Consider the following 21,448-nt stretch of genomic DNA (forward strand, 5'->3'; position numbering starts at 1 on the left):
ATTCATTCTCCTTCGTCTTTCGATTTCTCAATTCTGGTGCAGCCTGGAGTCATTCTGCTTCATCCCATCCCAGCGTTTGGCTGCGGTTGTGACAATACCGAACTGATCCAATGCGCGAAAAACAATATGATCCACTAATTCCTCAATACTTGCAGGATGATTATAAAAGGCAGGCATCGGCGGCAGGATCATCACGCCCATACGTGACAGCTCCAGCATATTTTCCAGATGGATACTGCTTAATGGTGTTTCTCTGGTCATGAGCAGCAGCTTCTTTCGCTCCTTCAGTATCACATCCGCTGATCGGGTAAGCAGGTTGTCCGCCATACCGATACGAATAGAGGCAAGAGTCTTCATACTGCAAGGAGCGACGACCATACCATCTACCCGGAAGGAGCCGCTAGAAATACGTGCGGCCTGATCCTTATACGAGTAGACTGCATCCGCCATTGCCTCCACTTCCTTCACCGTGTAGCCTGTCTCATAGGGAATGTTGGCAATAGCCCACGGGGATAGCACCAGATGGCTTTGGACTCCAGCCTCCCGTAATTGTTGCAATATACGGATACCAAAGATTGACCCTGTCGCTCCCGATATTCCTACAATGATTTTCTTCATATGTCCCCTCCTTCCACCCCATCGTTTTATGTTCACCCATGCATTACTGTCAAAAATTATACGCCCGTTCCCTGCACACGAAAAATATATATAATATATGTAATGCATACTTTAAAAGTATTCAAATCGGAGCGTTGTTTAGAAATGAGGAGGAATCCCCAATGGACTTGAAGCATCTGCATTACTTTTGCGTCATCGTGGAGGAAGGGCAAATCACCAAGGCCGCCAGAACGCTCAACATGGCCCAACCTCCACTGAGTCAACAACTCAAAAATATGGAGGACGAGCTTGGTGTAAAGCTGATTTACCGTGAAGGAAAGAAGTGGGAAGTTACCGAGGCCGGATATACACTGTATACACGCGCCAAACGATTATTGGCTGAAATGGAGGACACCTGTAGAGAAATTGGGGAGTTTGAAAACAGAGTAACCGGCACACTTGCCATAGGCACGTCATCCGCCTGTATGTCTCTGATTACTGAACAACTCAGTCACTTTCATCAGGTTTATCCAGAGGTATACGTTAAAATAGGACACGGAGACACACATCATCTGGAAGAGCTGCTGCATCAAAATAAAGTCGATCTGGCCCTGCTGCTGCTTCCGGTAGACGACAAATCGTACCATACGATTGAACTGGAGGGCGTTTCTTTTGTTGCGGTTCTTCCGTGTGAATGGGCAGATCGCCATCCCAGTGGGGAAATTACATTACAGGAAGCTGCCAGCTATGACCTCTTGTTGGGACGCCGAACAGAAGGACACGGACTATACGAAACCGTCATCCGCAAATTTCAGGAACACCATCTTATTCCGCGCGTCGTATTGGACTGTCCAGAAATATCGACCATTCTCTCGCTCGTTTCCACAGGCATGGGAATTACCATTATTCCAGACGCTGGCTTGGGACAAGAATACGGGGACAGATTTCGCACACTCTCCATTAAGGAGCCATTCCCCTTCACACAGCCTGCCGTCGTATGGCGCAAGGATCGTTATTTATCCAATGCAGCTCGCAAATTTGTTGAACTGCTACAAGCTGGAGACACGAAAAAGACTGTTCCCGAGTAGATGCTCTACCGCTCTACTCCTGAAACAGTCTGATGCTGTATGAACTTCCTTCATTTGGTCGTTGATACCAACTTATTTGGCTCCTTGATGCCGATACTCGGTCGGAGTCATTCCACATTTGCGCCGAAATACCTGTGTAAAATGTCTCATATCTTGATAGCCAATCCGCTCGGAAATATCAGCCAGCCGCAGATGAGGATCATTTAGTAGCCGCTTGGCCTCTTCCATACGCAAGGAAATGACGTAATCCTTATAACCTTGTCCCGTCTTTTGCTTGAATAACTGGCTGAAATACACCGGATTTAAAAATACGATTGAGGCCACTTTTTCCAGTGACAGCTCCTCTGTAAAGTGAGCCCGAATATACTGCAATGCTACATCAACCGTATGCATGCCCTTGCGGAGACATTCTCCTGTATCTGCTGCTGCGGCTGCAATCTCCTCTGGCGTTCGTCTTAGTCGCGCTACCTCTTCAGGTATGGATGAGAAATTGTGATGAACACCTGAACGTGTAATTTGCAGAGGCACTCTGACATAACGCTTTAAATGGGATTCAAGCAACATCTCTAACCGTGCAGCCTCTGCTTCATCCCTTAGCCTTGCAATCCCCAGCAGACTATGGCGGTCTAGACTGACGACAAAACCGCTACCTCCAGCCTCAATGAGCTCGGACAGTACATTTTCAATCATAAAATGCTCCAAATGTGTCTGCTTGTGATCAGGTTCCATGCGAACCATAAAAAGATGGAATTCTGGATAATTTTCGACGAAAGGCTGTATATCCAGCTTCCCCGTATCCAATCCGAGTGCATAACGTTGGAAAACAGCTTCACGTAAATAAACCATATTGGATTTAAGAAGCCTGCCCTCGTTTGCCTGTTGCGAGGCCACGAGCGCTTCGGCTGCTAACATTTCAATGCATTCCAGTAGCTTCTTTTTGCCGATTGGCTTTAACAGGTAGTCTTTGGCACCCAGCTTTACTGCTCTTTGCGCATATTGGAAGTCGGAATGGGCCGAAATGACAACCCACTGCAGATGAGGATGCTTTCGCTTGGAAATACGCATGAACTCCAGACCATCCATACCGGGCATCAGGATATCAGTCAATACAATATCCACAGGATGCTCCGCCAGAATGCCTGCTGCTTCCTCGGTGGAAGCAGCGAGATGAATGCCGCAGGTTGGTAGAGCTTGGCCAATAGTGCGCCGAATCCCCTGTCGAATCATATTTTCATCGTCAGCTATCAGAATATTCATGTTTCTCCTCCTTCTGTGGCAGAGGCACACTTACAGTGACTGTCGTTCCGGCCCCTGGTGTGCTGGAGATCCGTAGGCCGTACTCTTCTCCGAACATGTGCCGTAGCCGTAAATTTAGGTTTTGCAGGCCGATGCCTCCCGCCTGCCCGCTGCCCGCCTGTTTGCCGGGTTCTGCCAAAGCGACCTGGACCACCTCCCATCGTTCATATTCCATCCCTACACCATTGTCTATGATATGCAGACTCAATACACCGCCATACTCCTCCGCTCTGACGAGCAGTTTGCCACCTGTATCTGCATGAAGAGGCTCCAGCCCGTGTTTCACCGCATTTTCAATTAACGGCTGTAAGGTCATTTTGGGCAAACGGATATCCAGCCATTGTTCCTCAATGTTGACGTCAACAGATACCCTGCCCTCCAGCCGAGCTTGGATAATGGTGAGGTAGTGGCCGACTTGCTCTACCTCTTCTCGAAGACTTACATCGGCTCCCTCTTCCCAGTGACTGCTGTAACGGAACATATGGGATAAGGAGAGAACCACCTCACCGAGCTGATCCTGTCCCTTTTCATCCAGCATCCAATAGATCATATCCAGCGTATTGTACAGAAAATGTGGATTAACCTGCGTCTGTAGAGCGTGCAGCTCCGCATTTTTTTCGCTGACCGATGATATACGCACTAACTCAATCAGTTCTGCAATCTGTCTTACCATATGGTTGAAAGAAGTAGCCAACTGGTTGATTTCTTCATAGGATTCGATGTTTACCGTGTGACGAAAATTGCCTGTCTCTACCCGTTTCATTTCCCCAATAACTCGTTTGAGCGGATGGGAGATGCTCCTAGAGACGATGGACGCAATTAGCGCTGACACCATAATGAGTATAGGTGCCACGATAAATAAGTATCTTTGATTTTGCGCCAGTTCTACGTTCAGATCCTCACTGGGTGTCACACTAATCACCGACCAATCGGCAAACGGAAGTTTGGAAGCGATTACAACTTTCTCATTATTCCGATCTACAATTACATCCTCCTCCGGGACCTGTTCCTGTAGATTTCGCAAATCTGGTGGCGGATCAGAAGAAGTAGCCGATACAATTCGATTTTCATGGCCCAACAGATATACCTGACTATTAGTGCTCAGCCGCAAATTGTGGAGAGCGGACAATACTGAACGTGGTTCAGCCTCAAACAGAACAATACCAATCGGCTTGTGTTCATCCAGATCATAGAGCTGCCGTCCGAATGCAAACACAGGTCTGGTTTCCACTTGGTCGATGACAGAGTGAGGATAGACACCCAGCCATGCAATTTTGCCCGCCGATCTTCGAATTTCCCTGTACCATTCCGTATGCTCGTAATGAGTATCAATGACATTCATATAATTGCCATAATTGTATACCTTGCCTGTGTCTGTGATGACATGAATGCCTATTAGATCCTCCCGCGAATAGTAGATGGCTCCAAGGATATTTGTAATCGTACGTTCGTTGATGTAATTGACAGCAGGTAAATCACTATGATCTGTCGTCAGCAGACGAACCAAATCCATATTGTTGCTGATCGACTTGGAAAGACTGTTATAGCTGTCGAGCAGCAACTCGAACAGTCCTGCCGTCTGAGATACATTTTTACGCGCAAGCTCGCTGATCTTATCATGGAACTGCACTGTAGTACGGTTGTAAAATAATAGACTGACCGCCAGCACAATGCTGGACATGCTCAATAGGAACAGAACAAACAAGCGGTATTGAATGGATTGAAAACGGCGCATCATACCTCCGTGCGCTCCTTTCGCATCGGCCGCCTATCCTTTAACCGCTCCTGCAACCATGCCCTTGGTGATTTTTTCGGACAGGGCAAAATAAATAATAATGACCGGTAAGGCTCCCATAACTAGAAAAGCACCAATATTGCCGTAGTTCACAGAATACTGGCTGACAAACGTATAAACGCCGAAAGGGAGAGTTTTTAGCTTTTCGGACGAGATAAAGGTGGCAGCCATAATGTATTCATTCCAGATATTAATGAAAGTTAAAATACACACTGTCATGATAGGCGGAATCGAGATGGGTAAGATTACACTGCGGAAGATACGATAAATGCTCGCTCCGTCAATGTAGGCGGATTCTTCAATTTCGTGGGGAATGGACCGCATAAAGCCGGATAGGATGAAGACCGCAATCGGTGTCTGAAAAGCAATGTAGGGTAAAATCAGCGAGAAATACGTATTCAGAATATGGACGTTTTTAAACATCACCATCAACGGTAGCAGTGTAGCTTGCATGGGGATCATCATCCCGACCAAAAACAACGTCAGTACAACAGCCCCGAAACGCCAGCGGAAACGTGTAATTGCATAAGCAGTCATCGAGCTTAATACAATGACGAACATCATCGTAACCCCAGTCACCAGCACACTGTTTCCTAAATAACGCAAGTAGCTCCCCGATTCATAGGCTTCCTGATAGTTGTGCCACTGGGGCACTTGAGGGAGTGCAAAGAAGCTTGAACTTAATATCTCTTCATTCGTCTTCAACGAATAGGTCAACAACCAAAAGAGTGGATACAGCTGCGTGACCACTAAGACAGCCAACAGGGAGAAGACTCCCGTTTTTTTCAAGGCGTTCAACAGTCCCATCTCCTTTAGCTTACCTTATTTTCGATCCGTTTGAAAACAAAATTTATCACAATTGTAAATGACAAGCAGATTACTACGAGAAACGAAGCCAATGCACTGCCATACCCGTATTTCATAGATAAAAAGGACATATTGTACATATACGTGGATACTGTATCCGTCGCATGGGCCGGTCCTCCACCCGTCATCACCCAGATCAAATCAAATGATTGCAAGGACCCGATAAAGGCTAATACAATAGATATTTTGAAAATAGGCACAATGAGTGGCAACGTAATGTAACGGTCTGCTTTGAATCCTTCTGCCCCATCAATTTTAGCTGCTTCATACAGCTCATTGGGTATATTTTGTACACCGGTAAACTGGATAAGCAAATGGTAGCCAAAATATTGCCACAACGATACAAAATATAGAGCATACATCGCTATCTGCGGTTCCGTCAGCCAAGAGCGTGTCCAGCTTTCCAGCCCGACCGCCATCAAAATACCGTTCAGCATCCCACCCATCGAGGCCGGATTATAGATCGTTTTCCACAACTGCCCGATAATGACCACCGATAGAATGACCGGCAGAAAATACATCGTTACCAATGTATTTGCCTTACGCACATAACGATTGAGTAAAATCGCCAGCAGCAGACAGAATGGAATTTCCAGCATGGAAAATACAGCGAACATCATCGTCCGCTTCACGGACGGCCAGAACACTGGATCGGCTGTAAAAATTCGTTTGAAATTAGCTAGCCCCACAAACTTCGCCTCTGCAATTCCGTTCCAATCTAGCAACCCGCAATACACAGATACCAGAATCGGAACAAATACCATACAGGTATACAGCAACAGGCAGGGCAGCACGAAAACGGCAATTGTGCGTGCCGGCACCTTCAGTACATTCATGCTCTAATCTCCTTTGTGTTGATTCGGAGTATCTTCTGGGGATGCTTAACCATATGTGATTGCGAATCAGGGAAGAGTACCTTCGCTCCCTCCCCTAGAGTCCGCTACTTCAGGATTTTTGCAAAATCCTCACTTATTTATTGGCTTCAAAAGTGTTCTGGTGTTCCTTCGCAACTTGCGCAGAGTCTTCTTGTTGCACAAACAGGTTTTGAATGCTACTTAGATGCGCCTGCGCAATAGCCGGATTCATCGTATTATCAAAAGCGAGGTCTCCTCCTTTTACATTTTTGAACAGCTCATTGAGACTAATGGCTAATTCGGAATAACCAGCTTCCTTCAGATCGCCTTTCATTTTCTGACCACTGCCAATTGCATTTTTCAGATCAAACTGAATCTTGGGCATCTCTGTAATAAAATAGTGCAGAAAGTCCTTCGTCTCCTGTAAATGTTCACTATTCGCAGATACCGCAAACGCGCTACCTGGCGCGATGACATACTCATTTACATTCCCTTTGCCATTCACCGTAGGGAACTGAAACGCTCCGACCTTACCCGCTACCGGGGAAGCATCAATAGAACCTGTTTCCCAAGTGCCCATGATATACATCGCAGCTTTTCCTGTTTTAAAAATATTACCGCCTGCATTATAGTCAATAGATGTGGCTCCATCCGGGAAAGCCCCAGCCTGCACCAATTCCTGGAACGCATCCACAGCTTCCACAAAAGCCGGGTCGTTAAACGTCTTTTTGCCATCCAGCACATCATTGAGGAAGTTTGGTCCTTCATTCGTACGCAACAGAATATTCATAAAAAGGAGGGAACCGGTCCATGAATCCTTTTCCCCAATAGCAATTGGAGTAATTCCCTTCGCTTTTAGTGTCTTGACCGTCGTAATCAGCTCATCAAAGGTAGTCGGCAACTTTTGAATTCCCGCCTGCTCGAACAGCTCTTTGTTGTAAAAGACCACTTCTATATTGTTACCATCCGGAAAAGCATAAAGCTTATCATCGAAGCTATAGTAATTAAGAAGGCCATCCTGAAACGTATCTTTTAACCCCTCTTTATCAGCTACATCATTTAATGGTGCCAATAGCCCGGCATCTACGAATGGCTTCATCTGTGCAGCCGGATTTACAATCGTAATATCCGGTACTTCCTTCGCTGCTGCTTGTGTTTTTAGCTTGAGCTTTTGCTGATCTGTATTTAACGAATCCAATTCAATTTTGACATGAGGATGATCCTGCTCGTATTGACTTACAATCTGCTTAATCATTTTGTACGAAGGGGTGCTCGGATCAGGATTGATGTTTTGAAAAGTAATCGTCACATCCTTCGTTACATTGCCTCCACCCTTTTCCCCTGAATTTCCCGGACCTGCGCTCTGTCCGTTATTACAAGCTGCCAGCGTCAATGCCAAGGCGCCCGCCGCCACAACAGCAAACGCTTTCATCTTTATTCTGCTCATGTTCCTTTTCCTCCTCTGGTTGAAGCATTGCGCAATTTATCCTCCTAGTCGGTGGACACTCAATGCCCGCTTGTTCTTTTCATTATGTTCCATAGAAAAGACGTGAACAATGCGTGAACTTAAGGAGAAGGGTTTGTTTTTTTAAGCCCTCATTTGCGTGCTTCAAAATTCATTCATATCATAACTTGCAATTTATCTAGAAGACAGGCATAATATGAATAAGATCGTAGTTTGATAATGATTATCATTATTAAAAGATAATACACATAGACTTTAAAGGAGGCAGGACCGCAGTGAAAGAAGCTTTTAGTAAAACCTCCCTGCATATCGATGATTATTTGGATCTTCTCAATCTTGCCGTACAAGTCGGAGATACAAAGTGGCAAAAGGAAATTACCCGTAAACTTCAAGCCTTAAGTGCCCTCCAGGCAGAACAGGTTGAAATAGATTAACATCGCACAGTGCTGGATGTCAGTTGAAACAGCACGTCAGGCAGCACTATACAAGGAACAACCAGAATATTGTAGTGCTTTTAACTAAGGGCATGCCATGAGCCTTTCATATGAATGATAAATGAATCGGATATACAAAAAGAACACAGCCATTAAGGCTGTGCTCTTTTTTTGTGCTTGGCAACGTCCTACTCTCCCAGGACCCTGCGGTCCAAGTACCATCGGCGCTGGAGGGCTTAACGGTCGTGTTCGGGATGGGTACGTGTGGAACCCCTCCGCTATCGCCACCAAACATGAATTTGCCTCGCAAATTCTAACTTCAAGGTTACACCCTGAAAACTGGATCCGAAACTTATTGCGTCTTATCTTTAGGATAAGCCCTCGACCGATTAGTATTGGTCAGCTCCATGCATTACTGCACTTCCACCCCCAACCTATCTACCTCGTCGTCTTCAAGGGGTCTTACTAATTGGGAAATCTCATCTTGAGGGGGGCTTCACGCTTAGATGCTTTCAGCGCTTATCCCTTCCGTACATAGCTACCCAGCGGTGCTCCTGGCGGAACAACTGGTACACCAGCGGTACGTCCATCCCGGTCCTCTCGTACTAAGGACAGCTCCTCTCAAATTTCCTACGCCCACGACAGATAGGGACCGAACTGTCTCACGACGTTCTGAACCCAGCTCGCGTACCGCTTTAATGGGCGAACAGCCCAACCCTTGGGACCTACTTCAGCCCCAGGATGCGATGAGCCGACATCGAGGTGCCAAACCTCCCCGTCGATGTGGACTCTTGGGGGAGATAAGCCTGTTATCCCCAGGGTAGCTTTTATCCGTTGAGCGATGGCCCTTCCATGCGGTACCACCGGATCACTAAGCCCGACTTTCGTCCCTGCTCGACTTGTAGGTCTCGCAGTCAAGCTCCCTTCTGCCTTTGCACTCTTCGAATGATTTCCAACCATTCTGAGGGAACCTTGGGGCGCCTCCGTTACTCTTTAGGAGGCGACCGCCCCAGTCAAACTGCCCACCTGACACTGTCCTCGTACCGGATCACGGTACCAAGTTAGAACCTAGATACGATCAGGGTGGTATCCCAAGGATGCCTCCTCTCAAGCTGGCGCTCAAGATTCAACGGCTCCCACCTATCCTGTACAGATCGTACCCAAATTCAATATCAAGCTGCAGTAAAGCTCCATGGGGTCTTTCCGTCTTGTCGCGGGTAACCTGCATCTTCACAGGTATTAAAATTTCACCGGATCTCTCGTTGAGACAGCGCCCAAGTCGTTACGCCATTCGTGCGGGTCAGAATTTACCTGACAAGGAATTTCGCTACCTTAGGACCGTTATAGTTACGGCCGCCGTTTACTGGGGCTTCGGTTCATAGCTTCGCCCGAAGGCTTACCACTCCCCTTAACCTTCCAGCACCGGGCAGGCGTCAGCCCGTATACTTCGCCTTGCGGCTTCGCACAGACCTGTGTTTTTGCTAAACAGTCGCTTGGGCCTTTTCACTGCGGCCCCCTCGGGCTATTCACCCTACCGAGGCACCCCTTCTCCCGAAGTTACGGGGTCATTTTGCCGAGTTCCTTAACGAGAGTTCTTCCGCGCGCCTTAGAATTCTCTTCTCGCCTACCTGTGTCGGTTTGCGGTACGGGCACCTTCTCCTGGCTAGAGGCTTTTCTTGGCAGTCTGAGATCATGACCTTCGCTACTCCAATTTTCGCTCCCCATCACAGCCCAGCCTTACGATGTGCGGATTTGCCTACACATCAGCCTCACTGCTTAGACGGACATCCATCAGTCCGCGTCACTACCCTACTGCGTCACCCCATCGCTCATAACGGATTACGGTGGTACAGGAATTTCCACCTGTTGTCCTTCGACTACGCCTATCGGCCTCGCCTTAGGTCCCGACTTACCCTGAGCGGACGAACCTTCCTCAGGAACCCTTAGGCTTTCGGCGGATCTGATTCTCACAGATCTTTTCGTTACTCATACCGGCATTCTCACTTGAATGCAGTCCAGCGCTCCTTCCGGTACACCTTCAACCCGCATTCAACGCTCCCCTACCCCTGATGCAAAGCATCAAGCCATAGCTTCGGTGGTGTGTTTAGCCCCGTTACATTTTCGGCGCAGAGTCACTCGACCAGTGAGCTATTACGCACTCTTTCAATGGTGGCTGCTTCTAAGCCAACATCCTGGTTGTCTGTGCAACTCCACATCCTTTCCCACTTAACACACACTTGGGGACCTTAGCTGATGGTCTGGGCTGTTTCCCTTTCGACAATGGATCTTAGCACTCACTGTCTGACTCCCGGAACTAAATCTATGGCATTCGGAGTTTGACTGAGCTTGGTAACCCTTGCGGGCCCCGCACCCAATCAGTGCTCTACCTCCACGATTCTTTTTTCCGAGGCTAGCCCTAAAGCTATTTCGGGGAGAACCAGCTATCTCCGGGTTCGATTGGAATTTCTCCGCTACCCCCACCTCATCCCCGCATTTTTCAACATGCGTGGGTTCGGGCCTCCAGTGCGTGTTACCGCACCTTCACCCTGGACAGGGGTAGATCACCCGGTTTCGGGTCTACGTCCACGTACTCAAGTCGCCCTATTCAGACTCGCTTTCGCTGCGGCTTCAGCTCTTCACCTTAACCTTGCACGGGAACGTAACTCGCCGGTTCATTCTACAAAAGGCACGCCATCACCCATAGATCGGGCTCTGACTTCTTGTAAGCACACGGTTTCAGGATCTATTTCACTCCCCTTCCGGGGTGCTTTTCACCTTTCCCTCACGGTACTGCTTCACTATCGGTCGCCAGGGAGTATTTAGCCTTGGCAGATGGTCCTGCCGGATTCATACGGGGTTTCACGTGCCCCGCACTACTCGGGATCCGTCTCGGAGGGAACAGGTTTTGAACTACAGGGCTTTTACCTTCTCTGGCGGGCCTTTCCAGACCTCTTCATCTAACCGGTTCCTTTGTAACTCCATGTGAGACGTCCCACAACCCCAAGGAGCAAGCTCCTTGGTTTGGGCTAATCCGCGTTCGCTCGCCGCTACTGACGGAATCACTATTGTTTTCTCTTCCTCAGGGTACTTAGATGTTTCAGTTCCCCTGGTCTGCCTCTCACTCACCTATGAATTCAGTGAGTAGTGACTGTCGATGAAGACAGCCGGGTTTCCCCATTCGGACATCCCCGGATCAAAGCTTGCTTACAGCTCCCCGAGGCCTTATCGTTGTTCGCCACGTCCTTCGTCGGCTCCTGGCGCCTAGGCATCCTCCGTGTGCTCTTTGTAGCTTAACCTAGTATCTACAATGTAAATACGATTTGCTACCTTTATTTCACTTGTTTACACAAGATCAGCTTAAAGGAATATTCTAAAACGCAATTTCGTTTCGGTATCCAGTTTTCAAGGTGCAATTCGAGAGTTTGAACTCTCAAAACTGAGCAACGAGTGAGTAACAGGCCTAAACCTGAGTTTGAAGCTTACGCTTCATATTTGAATGTTTCCATTGCAGGAAACGATTCTCCATAGAAAGGAGGTGATCCAGCCGCACCTTCCGATACGGCTACCTTGTTACGACTTCACCCCAATCATCTACCCCACCTTCGGCGGCTGGCCCCTTGCGGTTACCTCACCGACTTCGGGTGTTGTAAACTCTCGTGGTGTGACGGGCGGTGTGTACAAGACCCGGGAACGTATTCACCGCGGCATGCTGATCCGCGATTACTAGCAATTCCGACTTCATGTAGGCGAGTTGCAGCCTACAATCCGAACTGAGACCGGCTTTTCTAGGATTGGCTCCACCTCGCGGCTTCGCTTCCCGTTGTACCGGCCATTGTAGTACGTGTGTAGCCCAGGTCATAAGGGGCATGATGATTTGACGTCATCCCCACCTTCCTCCGGTTTGTCACCGGCAGTCTGCTTAGAGTGCCCAGCTTGACCTGCTGGCAACTAAGCATAAGGGTTGCGCTCGTTGCGGGACTTAACCCAACATCTCACGACACGAGCTGACGACAACCATGCACCACCTGTCTCCTCTGTCCCGAAGGAAAGGCCTATCTCTAGACCGGTCAGAGGGATGTCAAGACCTGGTAAGGTTCTTCGCGTTGCTTCGAATTAAACCACATACTCCACTGCTTGTGCGGGTCCCCGTCAATTCCTTTGAGTTTCAGTCTTGCGACCGTACTCCCCAGGCGGAATGCTTAATGTGTTAACTTCGGCACCAAGGGTATCGAAACCCCTAACACCTAGCATTCATCGTTTACGGCGTGGACTACCAGGGTATCTAATCCTGTTTGCTCCCCACGCTTTCGCGCCTCAGCGTCAGTTACAGCCCAGAGAGTCGCCTTCGCCACTGGTGTTCCTCCACATCTCTACGCATTTCACCGCTACACGTGGAATTCCACTCTCCTCTTCTGCACTCAAGCTCCCCAGTTTCCAGTGCGACCCGAAGTTGAGCCTCGGGATTAAACACCAGACTTAAAGAGCCGCCTGCGCGCGCTTTACGCCCAATAATTCCGGACAACGCTTGCCCCCTACGTATTACCGCGGCTGCTGGCACGTAGTTAGCCGGGGCTTTCTTCTCAGGTACCGTCACTCTTGTAGCAGTTACTCTACAAGACGTTCTTCCCTGGCAACAGAGCTTTACGATCCGAAAACCTTCATCACTCACGCGGCGTTGCTCCGTCAGGCTTTCGCCCATTGCGGAAGATTCCCTACTGCTGCCTCCCGTAGGAGTCTGGGCCGTGTCTCAGTCCCAGTGTGGCCGATCACCCTCTCAGGTCGGCTACGCATCGTCGCCTTGGTAGGCCTTTACCCCACCAACTAGCTAATGCGCCGCAGGCCCATCCACAAGTGACAGATTGCTCCGCCTTTCCTCCTTCTCCCATGCAGGAAAAGGATGTATCGGGTATTAGCTACCGTTTCCGGTAGTTATCCCTGTCTTGTGGGCAGGTTGCCTACGTGTTACTCACCCGTCCGCCGCTAGGTTATGTAGAAGCAAGCTTCTACATAACCCCGCTCGACTTGCATGTATTAGGCACGCCGCCAGCGTTCGTCCTGAGCCAGGATCAAACTCTCCATTAAAGACCAACCGAAGTTGGTTTATCGAAAGAGCGATTAGCTCATGTTGAAACTGACGAGATAAAATATCTCTTGTTTGATTTTGCGTACAAAATCATTTTACTCACTCGTTGTTCAGTTTTCAAAGATCAAATTCTTTTCACCGCGTTTTTCAGCAGCTATAAGATCATATCATGTTCGTTTCAAAAATGCAAGGGTTATTTTTCTCTTCTTTTCTTTTCGAAGATTGTTTCGCCCTAGTTATTTTCTTTCGAAACGGCTGTTTTGTTGTCAGCTCAAATAATATATCATTTTTAACTACAGAATACAACTTGTAATATTTTACAAATATCCAATCTCTAAATTTTATTTACTAATAGTCAACTATTTCAACATGTACTACTTTTTAAAAAAACTATATCGTTGATTTGCCGCTAAACGCGTCGTCGATTTTTTGATATTTATAATACTCGTTCCTTTTATTCGCTTATTGTCAGAAACTTACAATTAGACGGAGTCTTTTAGCCCCCCGCCTAACGATGCTCATCATTTTATAACCTACAAATCTCATGGGCACATTGGCCATACGAAGGACAACAGCACATGGCACGCAACACCTTTAGGTCATGAATAACGATTTTTCCGTCTCTCGTATCCAAGGTTCCCTGCTCTTTTAGCGAGCTCAGCATCCGATTCACACTTTCGCGCGTTGCTCCAATCATCTCGCCCAGTTCGGAGTGACTTAGCTTCATGTTCAGTAAAATGCCATCCTTCACAGCTACACCACATGTATTACTTGCACGGATCAGTGTAGACGCTAGTGCCCCCGTTTTACCATACAACAGTAAGTCCCGAAACCGTGATTGCATAATTCGTTGCTTCATTGCCATCCACTGTATGAACTGAAGCGCCATTTCCCCGTTCTTAGACAGGAGAGACTCCAGGTCCTTAACAAGCACGACACCTAACTCACACACATCGGCTGTTTCTGCAGTACAACTATACTCTTCCCCATCTATCCCACTAAACTCCCCGATCAAATCGCCTTGGTGCTGAATAGTCAGAATCAATTCTTTACCGTCTTCTGTCGATTTACGGAGTTTAACATGACCCGAATGTATATAATAAAGCTGCTCCGCATCATCACCCTCTCGAAAAAGCATAACGCCTGCCTTTACCTTCTTCCACGACATAATATCTTTTAACAGCTCAAAATGCTCTTCCGTCAGAAAAAGCTGAATCCCCGTGCGCTGCGTTTCGTCCCTAAACCGTTCCATACAAGTGGCTTGCATATTAGCGTCCTCCTCGTGTTTACCTGATATCTTTATCATAATGTTTTGATTCCTGGGTTGTTATCGGGAGAACACCTGATTTTGCACCTCCCTACTCCCTGATTTGCAGTGATAAATATCACTTCCAGGATTATCTAACGCCCCATTTATCGCCCCGCCTCTTATTGATTACCCAGTCTAATGAAAAGTCAGTGTTTCCTGCGCCTATAGATCAGGGGGTTCCCTGAATTACTTTTGTACCTGTCGGAATTACAATAAGTTAGAGCTACAGTTGGTTAAGATAAAGGATGTGTCTTCTATGCTACAAATAACGGATGAAATGCGAAATGAACTGAACCAGTTGCGAGATCATGTTTATGGGGATCTCACTGCACTTGCATTTATGTCCAGGTCAGGGGGTAAGTTGCATTGGTATTATGCCTCCGGCAGCCGAAACAATCGCTATCGCCTTATCTCTTTTAAAGTCGGTCATGGGATTGCCGGGATGGCTGTTCGTCTGGGGCGTACCGTAACCGTTAGCGCTTTAATATCAGGCAGTATACGTTTACGTCAAGAATGTGCGCTTATGCTGGCCGAACAGTTACATTCTGCAGTAGCCATTCCCTTTTCCAGTACAGGAGACTTGCCAAACGGTGTGCTACTTGTTGGTAACCGTGATGTGAGGACATTCACCGATTCTGATGTAGCCAAGGCCACTCAAGTCGCTCATCGCCTTGGCCAGCTATGTGCTCTCCCTCTCACTCCATAGATTGATATTTGAAGAAAAATAAAATTATAAATATAAGTGAACATGAACAGCTCATCTAACTATCTCTGTTGATTGAAATCCCTAAAATTTGCTATGATTATGACAAAACGCACGGTTTTTTACCGTTCGAGGGGATGACTAATTGATTCGTATACTAGTAGTGGATGATCATGTTGTCGTACGTTCTGGCCTCATGGCCCTATTGGACGGCAAAAACGGTATTAAGGTAGTAGGAGATGCAGCAGACGGGGATGAAGCAATCCGCAAAGCGGTGGAGCTACAACCTAATGTCGTGCTCATGGATTTTAGTATGCCACCTGGCAAAGATGGCCTCACGGCAACCACCGAATTAAAAAAACAGTTGCCAGATACAGAAGTGCTTATTCTAACAATGCATGATGATGAGGAATATCTGTTCCGAGCCATTCAAGCCGGAGCATCTGGATATATTTTAAAAAGTGCACCTCATGAGGAATTACTCGCTGCCATCCAGTCTGTGGCCGAAGGCAGTGCCTATCTATACCCCAATGCAACCAAACGCCTGATGAGTGAATATCTGGACAAAATCAAACAAGAGGGCATAGCCGGACCGTATGAATCCCTGTCTGAGCGGGAAAAAGAGATCCTATCATGGGTAGCCAAAGGATATGCCAACAAGGAAATTGCCGAACACCTGGTAATTAGCGTCAAAACCGTAGAGTCCCACAAAAGCAACCTTATGGAGAAGCTTAACTTGAAAACACGGCCTGAGTTGGTCAAATTTGCACTGAAAAAGGGGTTGCTCCATTATGAATGAACCTTCTAACCCTTTACTGCAGCCCGCCTTTGGGGAGTCAACCGATAAACTACTGAATGATTTGGAAATTCATATACCAGATTCTCCTTTTCTCCATGTACTGCGTAGTTCTCTCCACCAGCTATCCAATCTTAAATTTGCTCTAGATACATCTTCCATCGTTGCTCTGACCGATCATCGAGGAATTATTCAGTACGTAAACGATAAGTTCTGTGAGATTTCGCAATATAGTCGTGAAGAATTGATCGGGCAGGATCATCGTCTCATTAATTCGGGCTATCATACTCGAGCCTTCATGAAGAACCTGTGGACTACGATCCGTTCAGGTGAGGTATGGCAGGGAGAAATACGAAATCGTGCTAAAGATAACAGCTACTACTGGGTGAATACCACGATAGTTCCATTTATGGACGAGGAAGGTAAACCCTATCAGTACTTAGCGATCCGTAATGAAGTAACTAAATTAAAAAAAGTAGAGGCAGAGCTTCAGACCATGATGACGCAAGTCATGCAAATACAGGAGGAAGAGCGTAAACGCTTTTCAAGAGAGCTTCATGATGGGATTGGTCAAAGCCTGTTTTCACTTATTATTCAACTAGATAGCCAACTAGCTGAACAGCCCAGTGCTACTCTGGAAAATCTGCGTACACAGGTAACTGATATCATTAAAGATGTTCGTGGCTTAGCGTGGGAACTTCGTCCCTCAGTTCTGGATGATTTGGGTGTCGTACCGGCCCTAAGAACTTATATTGAAAATTTCTGTTCGCATTACGGAATCAAAGTGCATTTTCAATGTACTTTACGTAAACGCCTTGATATCCGAAAAGAAATAGCAATCTATAGAATTGTACAGGAAGCACTGACGAATGTGGCTAAATACGCAGATGTAGCAGAAGCATACGTTGATGTAGAGGATCAAGACGAAATAATAAAAGTAACTATTCGGGATGAGGGTATGGGCTTCTCTGGAGAATCCAAAGGAGAGGGAGTTGGATTGTTCAGCATGGAAGAACGAGCTAGAGGAGTAGGCGGCTTCATGAGCATGACTTCTGCTTCAAATCAGGGAACCTCCATCCAACTAACCATTCCAGTGTAAAATCTGTGCACTAGATCAGTTATCGGTGTATCCCCCTGCAGGAACAGGAGAGATACACCGATGGCAAGCACTAACAATAGCCATCACTTTGTGGAATCTATGGAATATAAATGCACAAAAAAAGAGAGAGCTCTGTCCCCAGACAGGCTCTCTTTATTTATAAGGTGTCACCACTGAGGCAACAAGAATCCGCTATAGCAAAAAGCGGGTGATGGGAATCGAACCCACGCTACCAGCTTGGAAGGCTGGAGTTCTACCATTGAACTACACCCGCAAATCAGTATCGGGATGACACGATTTGAACATGCGACCCCCTGGTCCCAAACCAGGTGCTCTACCAAGCTGAGCTACATCCCGACATTATACATTTTTTAAGAAATGGCGCGCCCTGAGAGATTCGAACTCCCGGCCTTTTGATTCGTAGTCAAACGCTCTATCCAGCTGAGCTAAGGGCGCATATTAAATTCCATAATGAGCAGTCAAGGCGCCACCCAGATTTGAACTGGGGATGAAGCTTTTGCAGAGCTTTGCCTTACCACTTGGCTATGGCGCCGTATGGATAATGAAGCGGACGACGGGAATCGAACCCGCGACCCTCGCCTTGGCAAGGCGATGCTCTACCGCTGAGCCACGTCCGCAAAATATGGTGCGGTCGAGAGGACTCGAACCTCCACGGGGGGTTAGCCCACACGGACCTGAACCGTGCGCGTCTGCCAATTCCGCCACGACCGCAAAATAATTTATAAATGGTGAGCCATGAAGGACTCGAACCTTCGACACCCTGATTAAAAGTCAGGTGCTCTACCAACTGAGCTAATGGCTCTTAATGGCTGGGGATATAGGATTTGAACCTATGCATGACGGAGTCAAAGTCCGTTGCCTTACCGCTTGGCTAATCCCCATTAAATTAAGAATCAAAGGGCGGCCGATGGGGCTTGAACCCACGAATGCCGGAGTCACAGTCCGGTGCGTTAACCACTTCGCCACGACCGCCATATGATTATAAAACTGGTGGAGGATGATGGATTCGAACCACCGAACCCGTAAGGGAGCAGATTTACAGTCTGATGCGTTTGGCCACTTCGCTAATCCTCCAAAATGGTGCCGGCGAGAGGACTTGAACCCCCAACCTACTGATTACAAGTCAGTTGCTCTACCAATTGAGCTACACCGGCACATTACCAATTCCCACTTGAAAGGTGGCTCGGGACGGAATCGAACCGCCGACACGAGGATTTTCAGTCCTCTGCTCTACCGACTGAGCTACCGAGCCATATTTAATTTCATAACTATACCATATAGTTCGTACTATATGCATTTAAATGGCGGAACTGACGGGATTCGAACCCGCGATCTCCTGCGTGACAGGCAGGCATGTTAGGCCTCTACACCACAGTTCCAGAGGCATTTCCAACAGGAAATTAATTGCGGGGGCAGGATTTGAACCTACGACCTTCGGGTTATGAGCCCGACGAGCTACCGAACTGCTCCACCCCGCGATATAAAATATGGTGGAGGCTGAGGGGATCGAACCCCCGACCCTCTGCTTGTAAGGCAGATGCTCTCCCAGCTGAGCTAAGCCTCCATATTATGACCCGTAGGGGATTCGAACCCCTGTTACCTCCGTGAAAGGGAGGTGTCTTAACCCCTTGACCAACGGGCCTTACAAAATGAATTCTGATTTAATAAATTTATGGCGGAGAGAGAGGGATTCGAACCCTCGCACCACTTTCGCAGTCTAACCCCTTAGCAGAGGGTCCCCTTATAGCCACTTGGGTATCTCTCCGAGTAGCGGCAGAGGGGATCGAACCCCCGACCTCACGGGTATGAACCGTACGCTCTAGCCAGCTGAGCTACGCCGCCACCTTATATATATAATTCAGAAGTATTAAAAATATGGCTCCCCGAACAGGACTCGAACCTGTGACAACTCGATTAACAGTCGAGTGCTCTACCAACTGAGCTATCAGGGAATATTGGTGGAGCCAAGGGGGATCGAACCCCTGACCTCCTGCGTGCAAGGCAGGCGCTCTCCCAGCTGAGCTATAGCCCCATACTTTTAGTCAATCTAGAAATGGTGGGCCTTAGTGGACTCGAACCACCGACCTCACCCTTATCAGGGGTGCGCTCTAACCAGCTGAGCTAAAGGCCCTAATTTATAATTTTATCATCCTTTAAAGGACTTTGCTTGGCGGCGTCCTACTCTCCCAGGACCCTGCGGTCCAAGTACCATCGGCGCTGGAGGGCTTAACGGTCGTGTTCGGGATGGGTACGTGTGGAACCCCTCCGCTATCGCCACCAAACATGAATTTGCCTCGCAAATTCTAACTTCAAGGTTACACCTTGAAAACTGGATCCGAAACTTCATTGCGCCTTATCTTTAGGATAAGCCCTCGACCGATTAGTATTGGTCAGCTCCATGCATTACTGCACTTCCACCCCCAACCTATCTACCTCGTCGTCTTCAAGGGGTCTTACATACTGGGAAATCTCATCTTGAGGGGGGCTTCACGCTTAGATGCTTTCAGCGCTTATCCCTTCCGTACATAGCTACCCAGCGGTGCTCCTGGCGGAACAACTGGTACACCAGCGGTACGTCCATCCCGGTCCTCTCGTACTAAGGACAGCTCCTCTCAAATTTCCTACGCCCACGACAGATAGGGACCGAACTGTCTCACGACGTTCTGAACCCAGCTCGCGTACCGCTTTAATGGGCGAACAGCCCAACCCTTGGGACCTACTTCAGCCCCAGGATGCGATGAGCCGACATCGAGGTGCCAAACCTCCCCGTCGATGTGGACTCTTGGGGGAGATAAGCCTGTTATCCCCAGGGTAGCTTTTATCCGTTGAGCGATGGCCCTTCCATGCGGTACCACCGGATCACTAAGCCCGACTTTCGTCCCTGCTCGACTTGTAGGTCTCGCAGTCAAGCTCCCTTCTGCCTTTGCACTCTTCGAATGATTTCCAACCATTCTGAGGGAACCTTGGGGCGCCTCCGTTACTCTTTAGGAGGCGACCGCCCCAGTCAAACTGCCCACCTGACACTGTCCTCGTACCGGATCACGGTACCAAGTTAGAACCTAGATACGATCAGGGTGGTATCCCAAGGATGCCTCCTCTCAAGCTGGCGCTCAAGATTCAACGGCTCCCACCTATCCTGTACAGATCGTACCCAAATTCAATATCAAGCTGCAGTAAAGCTCCATGGGGTCTTTCCGTCTTGTCGCGGGTAACCTGCATCTTCACAGGTATTAAAATTTCACCGGATCTCTCGTTGAGACAGCGCCCAAGTCGTTACGCCATTCGTGCGGGTCAGAATTTACCTGACAAGGAATTTCGCTACCTTAGGACCGTTATAGTTACGGCCGCCGTTTACTGGGGCTTCGGTTCATAGCTTCGCCCGAAGGCTTACCACTCCCCTTAACCTTCCAGCACCGGGCAGGCGTCAGCCCGTATACTTCGCCTTGCGGCTTCGCACAGACCTGTGTTTTTGCTAAACAGTCGCTTGGGCCTTTTCACTGCGGCCCCCTCGGGCTATTCACCCTACCGAGGCACCCCTTCTCCCGAAGTTACGGGGTCATTTTGCCGAGTTCCTTAACGAGAGTTCTTCCGCGCGCCTTAGAATTCTCTTCTCGCCTACCTGTGTCGGTTTGCGGTACGGGCACCTTCTCCTGGCTAGAGGCTTTTCTTGGCAGTCTGAGATCATGACCTTCGCTACTATAATTTTCGCTCCCCATCACAGCCCAGCCTTAACGATGTGCGGATTTGCCTACACATCAGCCTCACTGCTTAGACGGACATCCATCAGTCCGCGTCACTACCCTACTGCGTCACCCCATCGCTCATAGCGGATTACGGTGGTACAGGAATTTCTACCTGTTGTCCTTCGACTACGCCTATCGGCCTCGCCTTAGGTCCCGACTTACCCTGAGCGGACGAACCTTCCTCAGGAACCCTTAGGCTTTCGGCGGATCTGATTCTCACAGATCTTTTCGTTACTCATACCGGCATTCTCACTTGAATGCAGTCCAGCGTTCCTTCCGGTACACCTTCAACCCGCAT

Annotated in this window: 12 protein-coding genes, 21 tRNA genes and 5 rRNA genes (1 of these 38 only partly in view); 5 read left to right on the plus strand and 33 right to left on the minus strand. The window is 48.2% G+C overall.

Annotated elements, in window-relative coordinates; genetic code table 11:
- Window positions 1-27: 27 nt before the first annotated feature.
- On the minus strand, window positions 28-618 hold the full coding sequence (locus tag C0638_RS05800) for a flavin prenyltransferase UbiX (RefSeq protein WP_013369033.1): 591 nt from the start codon (window positions 616-618) through the stop codon (window positions 28-30).
- 161 nt (window positions 619-779) lie between these two features.
- Between C0638_RS05800 and C0638_RS05805 the strand changes: the two genes are divergently transcribed.
- Complete coding sequence (locus tag C0638_RS05805; RefSeq protein WP_016818877.1) at window positions 780-1,685, plus strand: LysR family transcriptional regulator; 906 nt, start codon at window positions 780-782, stop codon at window positions 1,683-1,685.
- Window positions 1,686-1,757: 72 nt separating this feature from the next.
- Here C0638_RS05805 and C0638_RS05810 read toward each other — a convergent pair whose 3' ends face one another.
- The 5 genes from C0638_RS05810 to C0638_RS05830 form a co-directional block, all read right to left on the minus strand.
- On the minus strand, window positions 1,758-2,942 hold the full coding sequence (locus C0638_RS05810) for a response regulator (RefSeq protein ID WP_058711593.1): 1,185 nt from the start codon (window positions 2,940-2,942) through the stop codon (window positions 1,758-1,760).
- Window positions 2,923-4,719, minus strand: a complete 1,797-nt coding sequence (locus C0638_RS05815; RefSeq protein ID WP_013369030.1) for a sensor histidine kinase — start codon at window positions 4,717-4,719, stop codon at window positions 2,923-2,925. The genes C0638_RS05810 and C0638_RS05815 overlap by 20 nt, the downstream gene beginning before the upstream one ends.
- A 30-nt stretch (window positions 4,720-4,749) precedes the next feature.
- Window positions 4,750-5,583 (minus strand): carbohydrate ABC transporter permease, encoded by an 834-nt coding sequence (locus C0638_RS05820; RefSeq protein WP_014599411.1) that lies wholly within the window; start codon window positions 5,581-5,583, stop codon window positions 4,750-4,752.
- 5 nt (window positions 5,584-5,588) lie between these two features.
- Window positions 5,589-6,479 carry a carbohydrate ABC transporter permease gene (locus C0638_RS05825; RefSeq protein WP_019685896.1) on the minus strand — a complete coding sequence of 297 codons (891 nt, stop codon included), beginning with the start codon at window positions 6,477-6,479 and terminating at the stop codon, window positions 5,589-5,591.
- 133 nt (window positions 6,480-6,612) lie between these two features.
- Window positions 6,613-7,944, minus strand: coding sequence for an extracellular solute-binding protein (locus C0638_RS05830; protein ID WP_058711592.1), 1,332 nt, complete (start codon window positions 7,942-7,944; stop codon window positions 6,613-6,615).
- Between the two features lie 293 nt (window positions 7,945-8,237).
- On the opposite strand from C0638_RS05830, the gene C0638_RS25300 reads away from it, so the two are divergent.
- On the plus strand, window positions 8,238-8,396 hold the full coding sequence (locus C0638_RS25300; RefSeq protein WP_013369026.1) for a hypothetical protein: 159 nt from the start codon (window positions 8,238-8,240) through the stop codon (window positions 8,394-8,396).
- 175 nt (window positions 8,397-8,571) lie between these two features.
- On the opposite strand, the gene rrf (C0638_RS05835) is transcribed toward C0638_RS25300, so the two are convergent.
- The 4 genes from rrf (C0638_RS05835) to C0638_RS05850 form a co-directional block, all read right to left on the minus strand.
- Window positions 8,572-8,688: ribosomal RNA gene (rrf, locus tag C0638_RS05835) — 5S ribosomal RNA — on the minus strand.
- Between the two features lie 77 nt (window positions 8,689-8,765).
- A 23S ribosomal RNA gene (locus C0638_RS05840) occupies window positions 8,766-11,692 on the minus strand.
- Window positions 11,693-11,924: 232 nt separating this feature from the next.
- Window positions 11,925-13,478 (minus strand): 16S ribosomal RNA (locus C0638_RS05845).
- Together the 16S, 23S and 5S rRNA genes form the textbook arrangement of a ribosomal RNA operon.
- 527 nt (window positions 13,479-14,005) lie before the next feature.
- Window positions 14,006-14,746 carry a Crp/Fnr family transcriptional regulator gene (locus tag C0638_RS05850; protein ID WP_013369025.1) on the minus strand — a complete coding sequence of 247 codons (741 nt, stop codon included), beginning with the start codon at window positions 14,744-14,746 and terminating at the stop codon, window positions 14,006-14,008.
- A gap of 298 nt (window positions 14,747-15,044) precedes the next feature.
- Between C0638_RS05850 and C0638_RS05855 the strand changes: the two genes are divergently transcribed.
- From C0638_RS05855 to C0638_RS05865, 3 genes are all read left to right on the plus strand, one after another.
- Window positions 15,045-15,494 (plus strand): GAF domain-containing protein, encoded by a 450-nt coding sequence (locus tag C0638_RS05855; RefSeq protein ID WP_058712348.1) that lies wholly within the window; start codon window positions 15,045-15,047, stop codon window positions 15,492-15,494.
- Between the two features lie 142 nt (window positions 15,495-15,636).
- Window positions 15,637-16,290: a response regulator gene (locus C0638_RS05860; RefSeq protein WP_016818376.1), complete on the plus strand. Its 654-nt coding sequence runs from the start codon at window positions 15,637-15,639 to the stop codon at window positions 16,288-16,290.
- Window positions 16,283-17,386, plus strand: coding sequence for a PAS domain-containing sensor histidine kinase (locus C0638_RS05865; protein ID WP_058712625.1), 1,104 nt, complete (start codon window positions 16,283-16,285; stop codon window positions 17,384-17,386). The genes C0638_RS05860 and C0638_RS05865 overlap by 8 nt, the downstream gene beginning before the upstream one ends.
- A 203-nt stretch (window positions 17,387-17,589) precedes the next feature.
- Here the strand turns inward: C0638_RS05865 and C0638_RS05870 are convergent.
- From C0638_RS05870 to C0638_RS05980, 23 genes are all read right to left on the minus strand, one after another.
- Window positions 17,590-17,660, minus strand: a tRNA-Gly gene (locus tag C0638_RS05870).
- A gap of 9 nt (window positions 17,661-17,669) precedes the next feature.
- Window positions 17,670-17,743 (minus strand) — tRNA-Pro (locus C0638_RS05875).
- A gap of 22 nt (window positions 17,744-17,765) precedes the next feature.
- Window positions 17,766-17,842: transfer RNA gene (locus tag C0638_RS05880), tRNA-Arg, on the minus strand.
- 26 nt (window positions 17,843-17,868) lie between these two features.
- A tRNA-Cys gene (locus tag C0638_RS05885) sits at window positions 17,869-17,939 on the minus strand.
- A gap of 13 nt (window positions 17,940-17,952) precedes the next feature.
- Window positions 17,953-18,024 (minus strand) — tRNA-Gly (locus C0638_RS05890).
- Between the two features lie 6 nt (window positions 18,025-18,030).
- A tRNA-Leu gene (locus C0638_RS05895) sits at window positions 18,031-18,118 on the minus strand.
- A gap of 15 nt (window positions 18,119-18,133) precedes the next feature.
- Window positions 18,134-18,209 (minus strand) — tRNA-Lys (locus C0638_RS05900).
- Between the two features lie 4 nt (window positions 18,210-18,213).
- Window positions 18,214-18,288: transfer RNA gene (locus C0638_RS05905), tRNA-Gln, on the minus strand.
- Window positions 18,289-18,306: 18 nt separating this feature from the next.
- Window positions 18,307-18,379: transfer RNA gene (locus C0638_RS05910), tRNA-His, on the minus strand.
- A gap of 16 nt (window positions 18,380-18,395) precedes the next feature.
- A tRNA-Tyr gene (locus C0638_RS05915) sits at window positions 18,396-18,481 on the minus strand.
- A 4-nt stretch (window positions 18,482-18,485) separates the two neighbouring features.
- Window positions 18,486-18,561: transfer RNA gene (locus C0638_RS05920), tRNA-Thr, on the minus strand.
- A 25-nt stretch (window positions 18,562-18,586) separates the two neighbouring features.
- Window positions 18,587-18,659: transfer RNA gene (locus tag C0638_RS05925), tRNA-Phe, on the minus strand.
- 50 nt (window positions 18,660-18,709) lie between these two features.
- Window positions 18,710-18,786 (minus strand) — tRNA-Asp (locus C0638_RS05930).
- A gap of 25 nt (window positions 18,787-18,811) precedes the next feature.
- Window positions 18,812-18,885, minus strand: a tRNA-Met gene (locus C0638_RS05935).
- Window positions 18,886-18,895: 10 nt separating this feature from the next.
- Window positions 18,896-18,971: transfer RNA gene (locus tag C0638_RS05940), tRNA-Val, on the minus strand.
- A 6-nt stretch (window positions 18,972-18,977) separates the two neighbouring features.
- A tRNA-Glu gene (locus C0638_RS05945) sits at window positions 18,978-19,049 on the minus strand.
- Window positions 19,050-19,080: 31 nt separating this feature from the next.
- Window positions 19,081-19,172: transfer RNA gene (locus tag C0638_RS05950), tRNA-Ser, on the minus strand.
- A 3-nt stretch (window positions 19,173-19,175) separates the two neighbouring features.
- Window positions 19,176-19,249 (minus strand) — tRNA-Met (locus C0638_RS05955).
- Between the two features lie 34 nt (window positions 19,250-19,283).
- Window positions 19,284-19,359, minus strand: a tRNA-Asn gene (locus C0638_RS05960).
- 4 nt (window positions 19,360-19,363) lie between these two features.
- Window positions 19,364-19,439 (minus strand) — tRNA-Ala (locus tag C0638_RS05965).
- Between the two features lie 22 nt (window positions 19,440-19,461).
- A tRNA-Ile gene (locus C0638_RS05970) sits at window positions 19,462-19,538 on the minus strand.
- Window positions 19,539-19,572: 34 nt separating this feature from the next.
- Window positions 19,573-19,689, minus strand: a 5S ribosomal RNA gene (gene rrf / locus C0638_RS05975).
- 78 nt (window positions 19,690-19,767) lie between these two features.
- A 23S ribosomal RNA gene (locus C0638_RS05980) occupies window positions 19,768-21,448 on the minus strand (it continues 1,247 nt past the right edge of the window).

Source organism: Paenibacillus sp. lzh-N1 (genome assembly GCF_002872435.1).
GTDB lineage: Bacteria > Bacillota > Bacilli > Paenibacillales > Paenibacillaceae > Paenibacillus > Paenibacillus polymyxa_C.

What these genes read in the sequence shown, in the direction of transcription:
- C0638_RS05800 (WP_013369033.1), bottom strand. Translation starts at nt 618, where the DNA reads ATGAAGAAAATCATTGTAGGAATATCGGGAGCGACAGGGTCAATCTTT.
- C0638_RS05805 (WP_016818877.1), top strand. Translation starts at nt 780, where the DNA reads ATGGACTTGAAGCATCTGCATTACTTTTGCGTCATCGTGGAGGAAGGG.
- C0638_RS05810 (WP_058711593.1), bottom strand. Translation starts at nt 2,942, where the DNA reads ATGAATATTCTGATAGCTGACGATGAAAATATGATTCGACAGGGGATT.
- C0638_RS05815 (WP_013369030.1), bottom strand. Translation starts at nt 4,719, where the DNA reads ATGATGCGCCGTTTTCAATCCATTCAATACCGCTTGTTTGTTCTGTTC.
- C0638_RS05820 (WP_014599411.1), bottom strand. Translation starts at nt 5,583, where the DNA reads ATGGGACTGTTGAACGCCTTGAAAAAAACGGGAGTCTTCTCCCTGTTG.
- C0638_RS05825 (WP_019685896.1), bottom strand. Translation starts at nt 6,479, where the DNA reads ATGAATGTACTGAAGGTGCCGGCACGCACAATTGCCGTTTTCGTGCTG.
- C0638_RS05830 (WP_058711592.1), bottom strand. Translation starts at nt 7,944, where the DNA reads ATGAGCAGAATAAAGATGAAAGCGTTTGCTGTTGTGGCGGCGGGCGCC.
- C0638_RS05850 (WP_013369025.1), bottom strand. Translation starts at nt 14,746, where the DNA reads ATGCAAGCCACTTGTATGGAACGGTTTAGGGACGAAACGCAGCGCACG.
- C0638_RS05855 (WP_058712348.1), top strand. Translation starts at nt 15,045, where the DNA reads ATGCTACAAATAACGGATGAAATGCGAAATGAACTGAACCAGTTGCGA.
- C0638_RS05865 (WP_058712625.1), top strand. Translation starts at nt 16,283, where the DNA reads ATGAATGAACCTTCTAACCCTTTACTGCAGCCCGCCTTTGGGGAGTCA.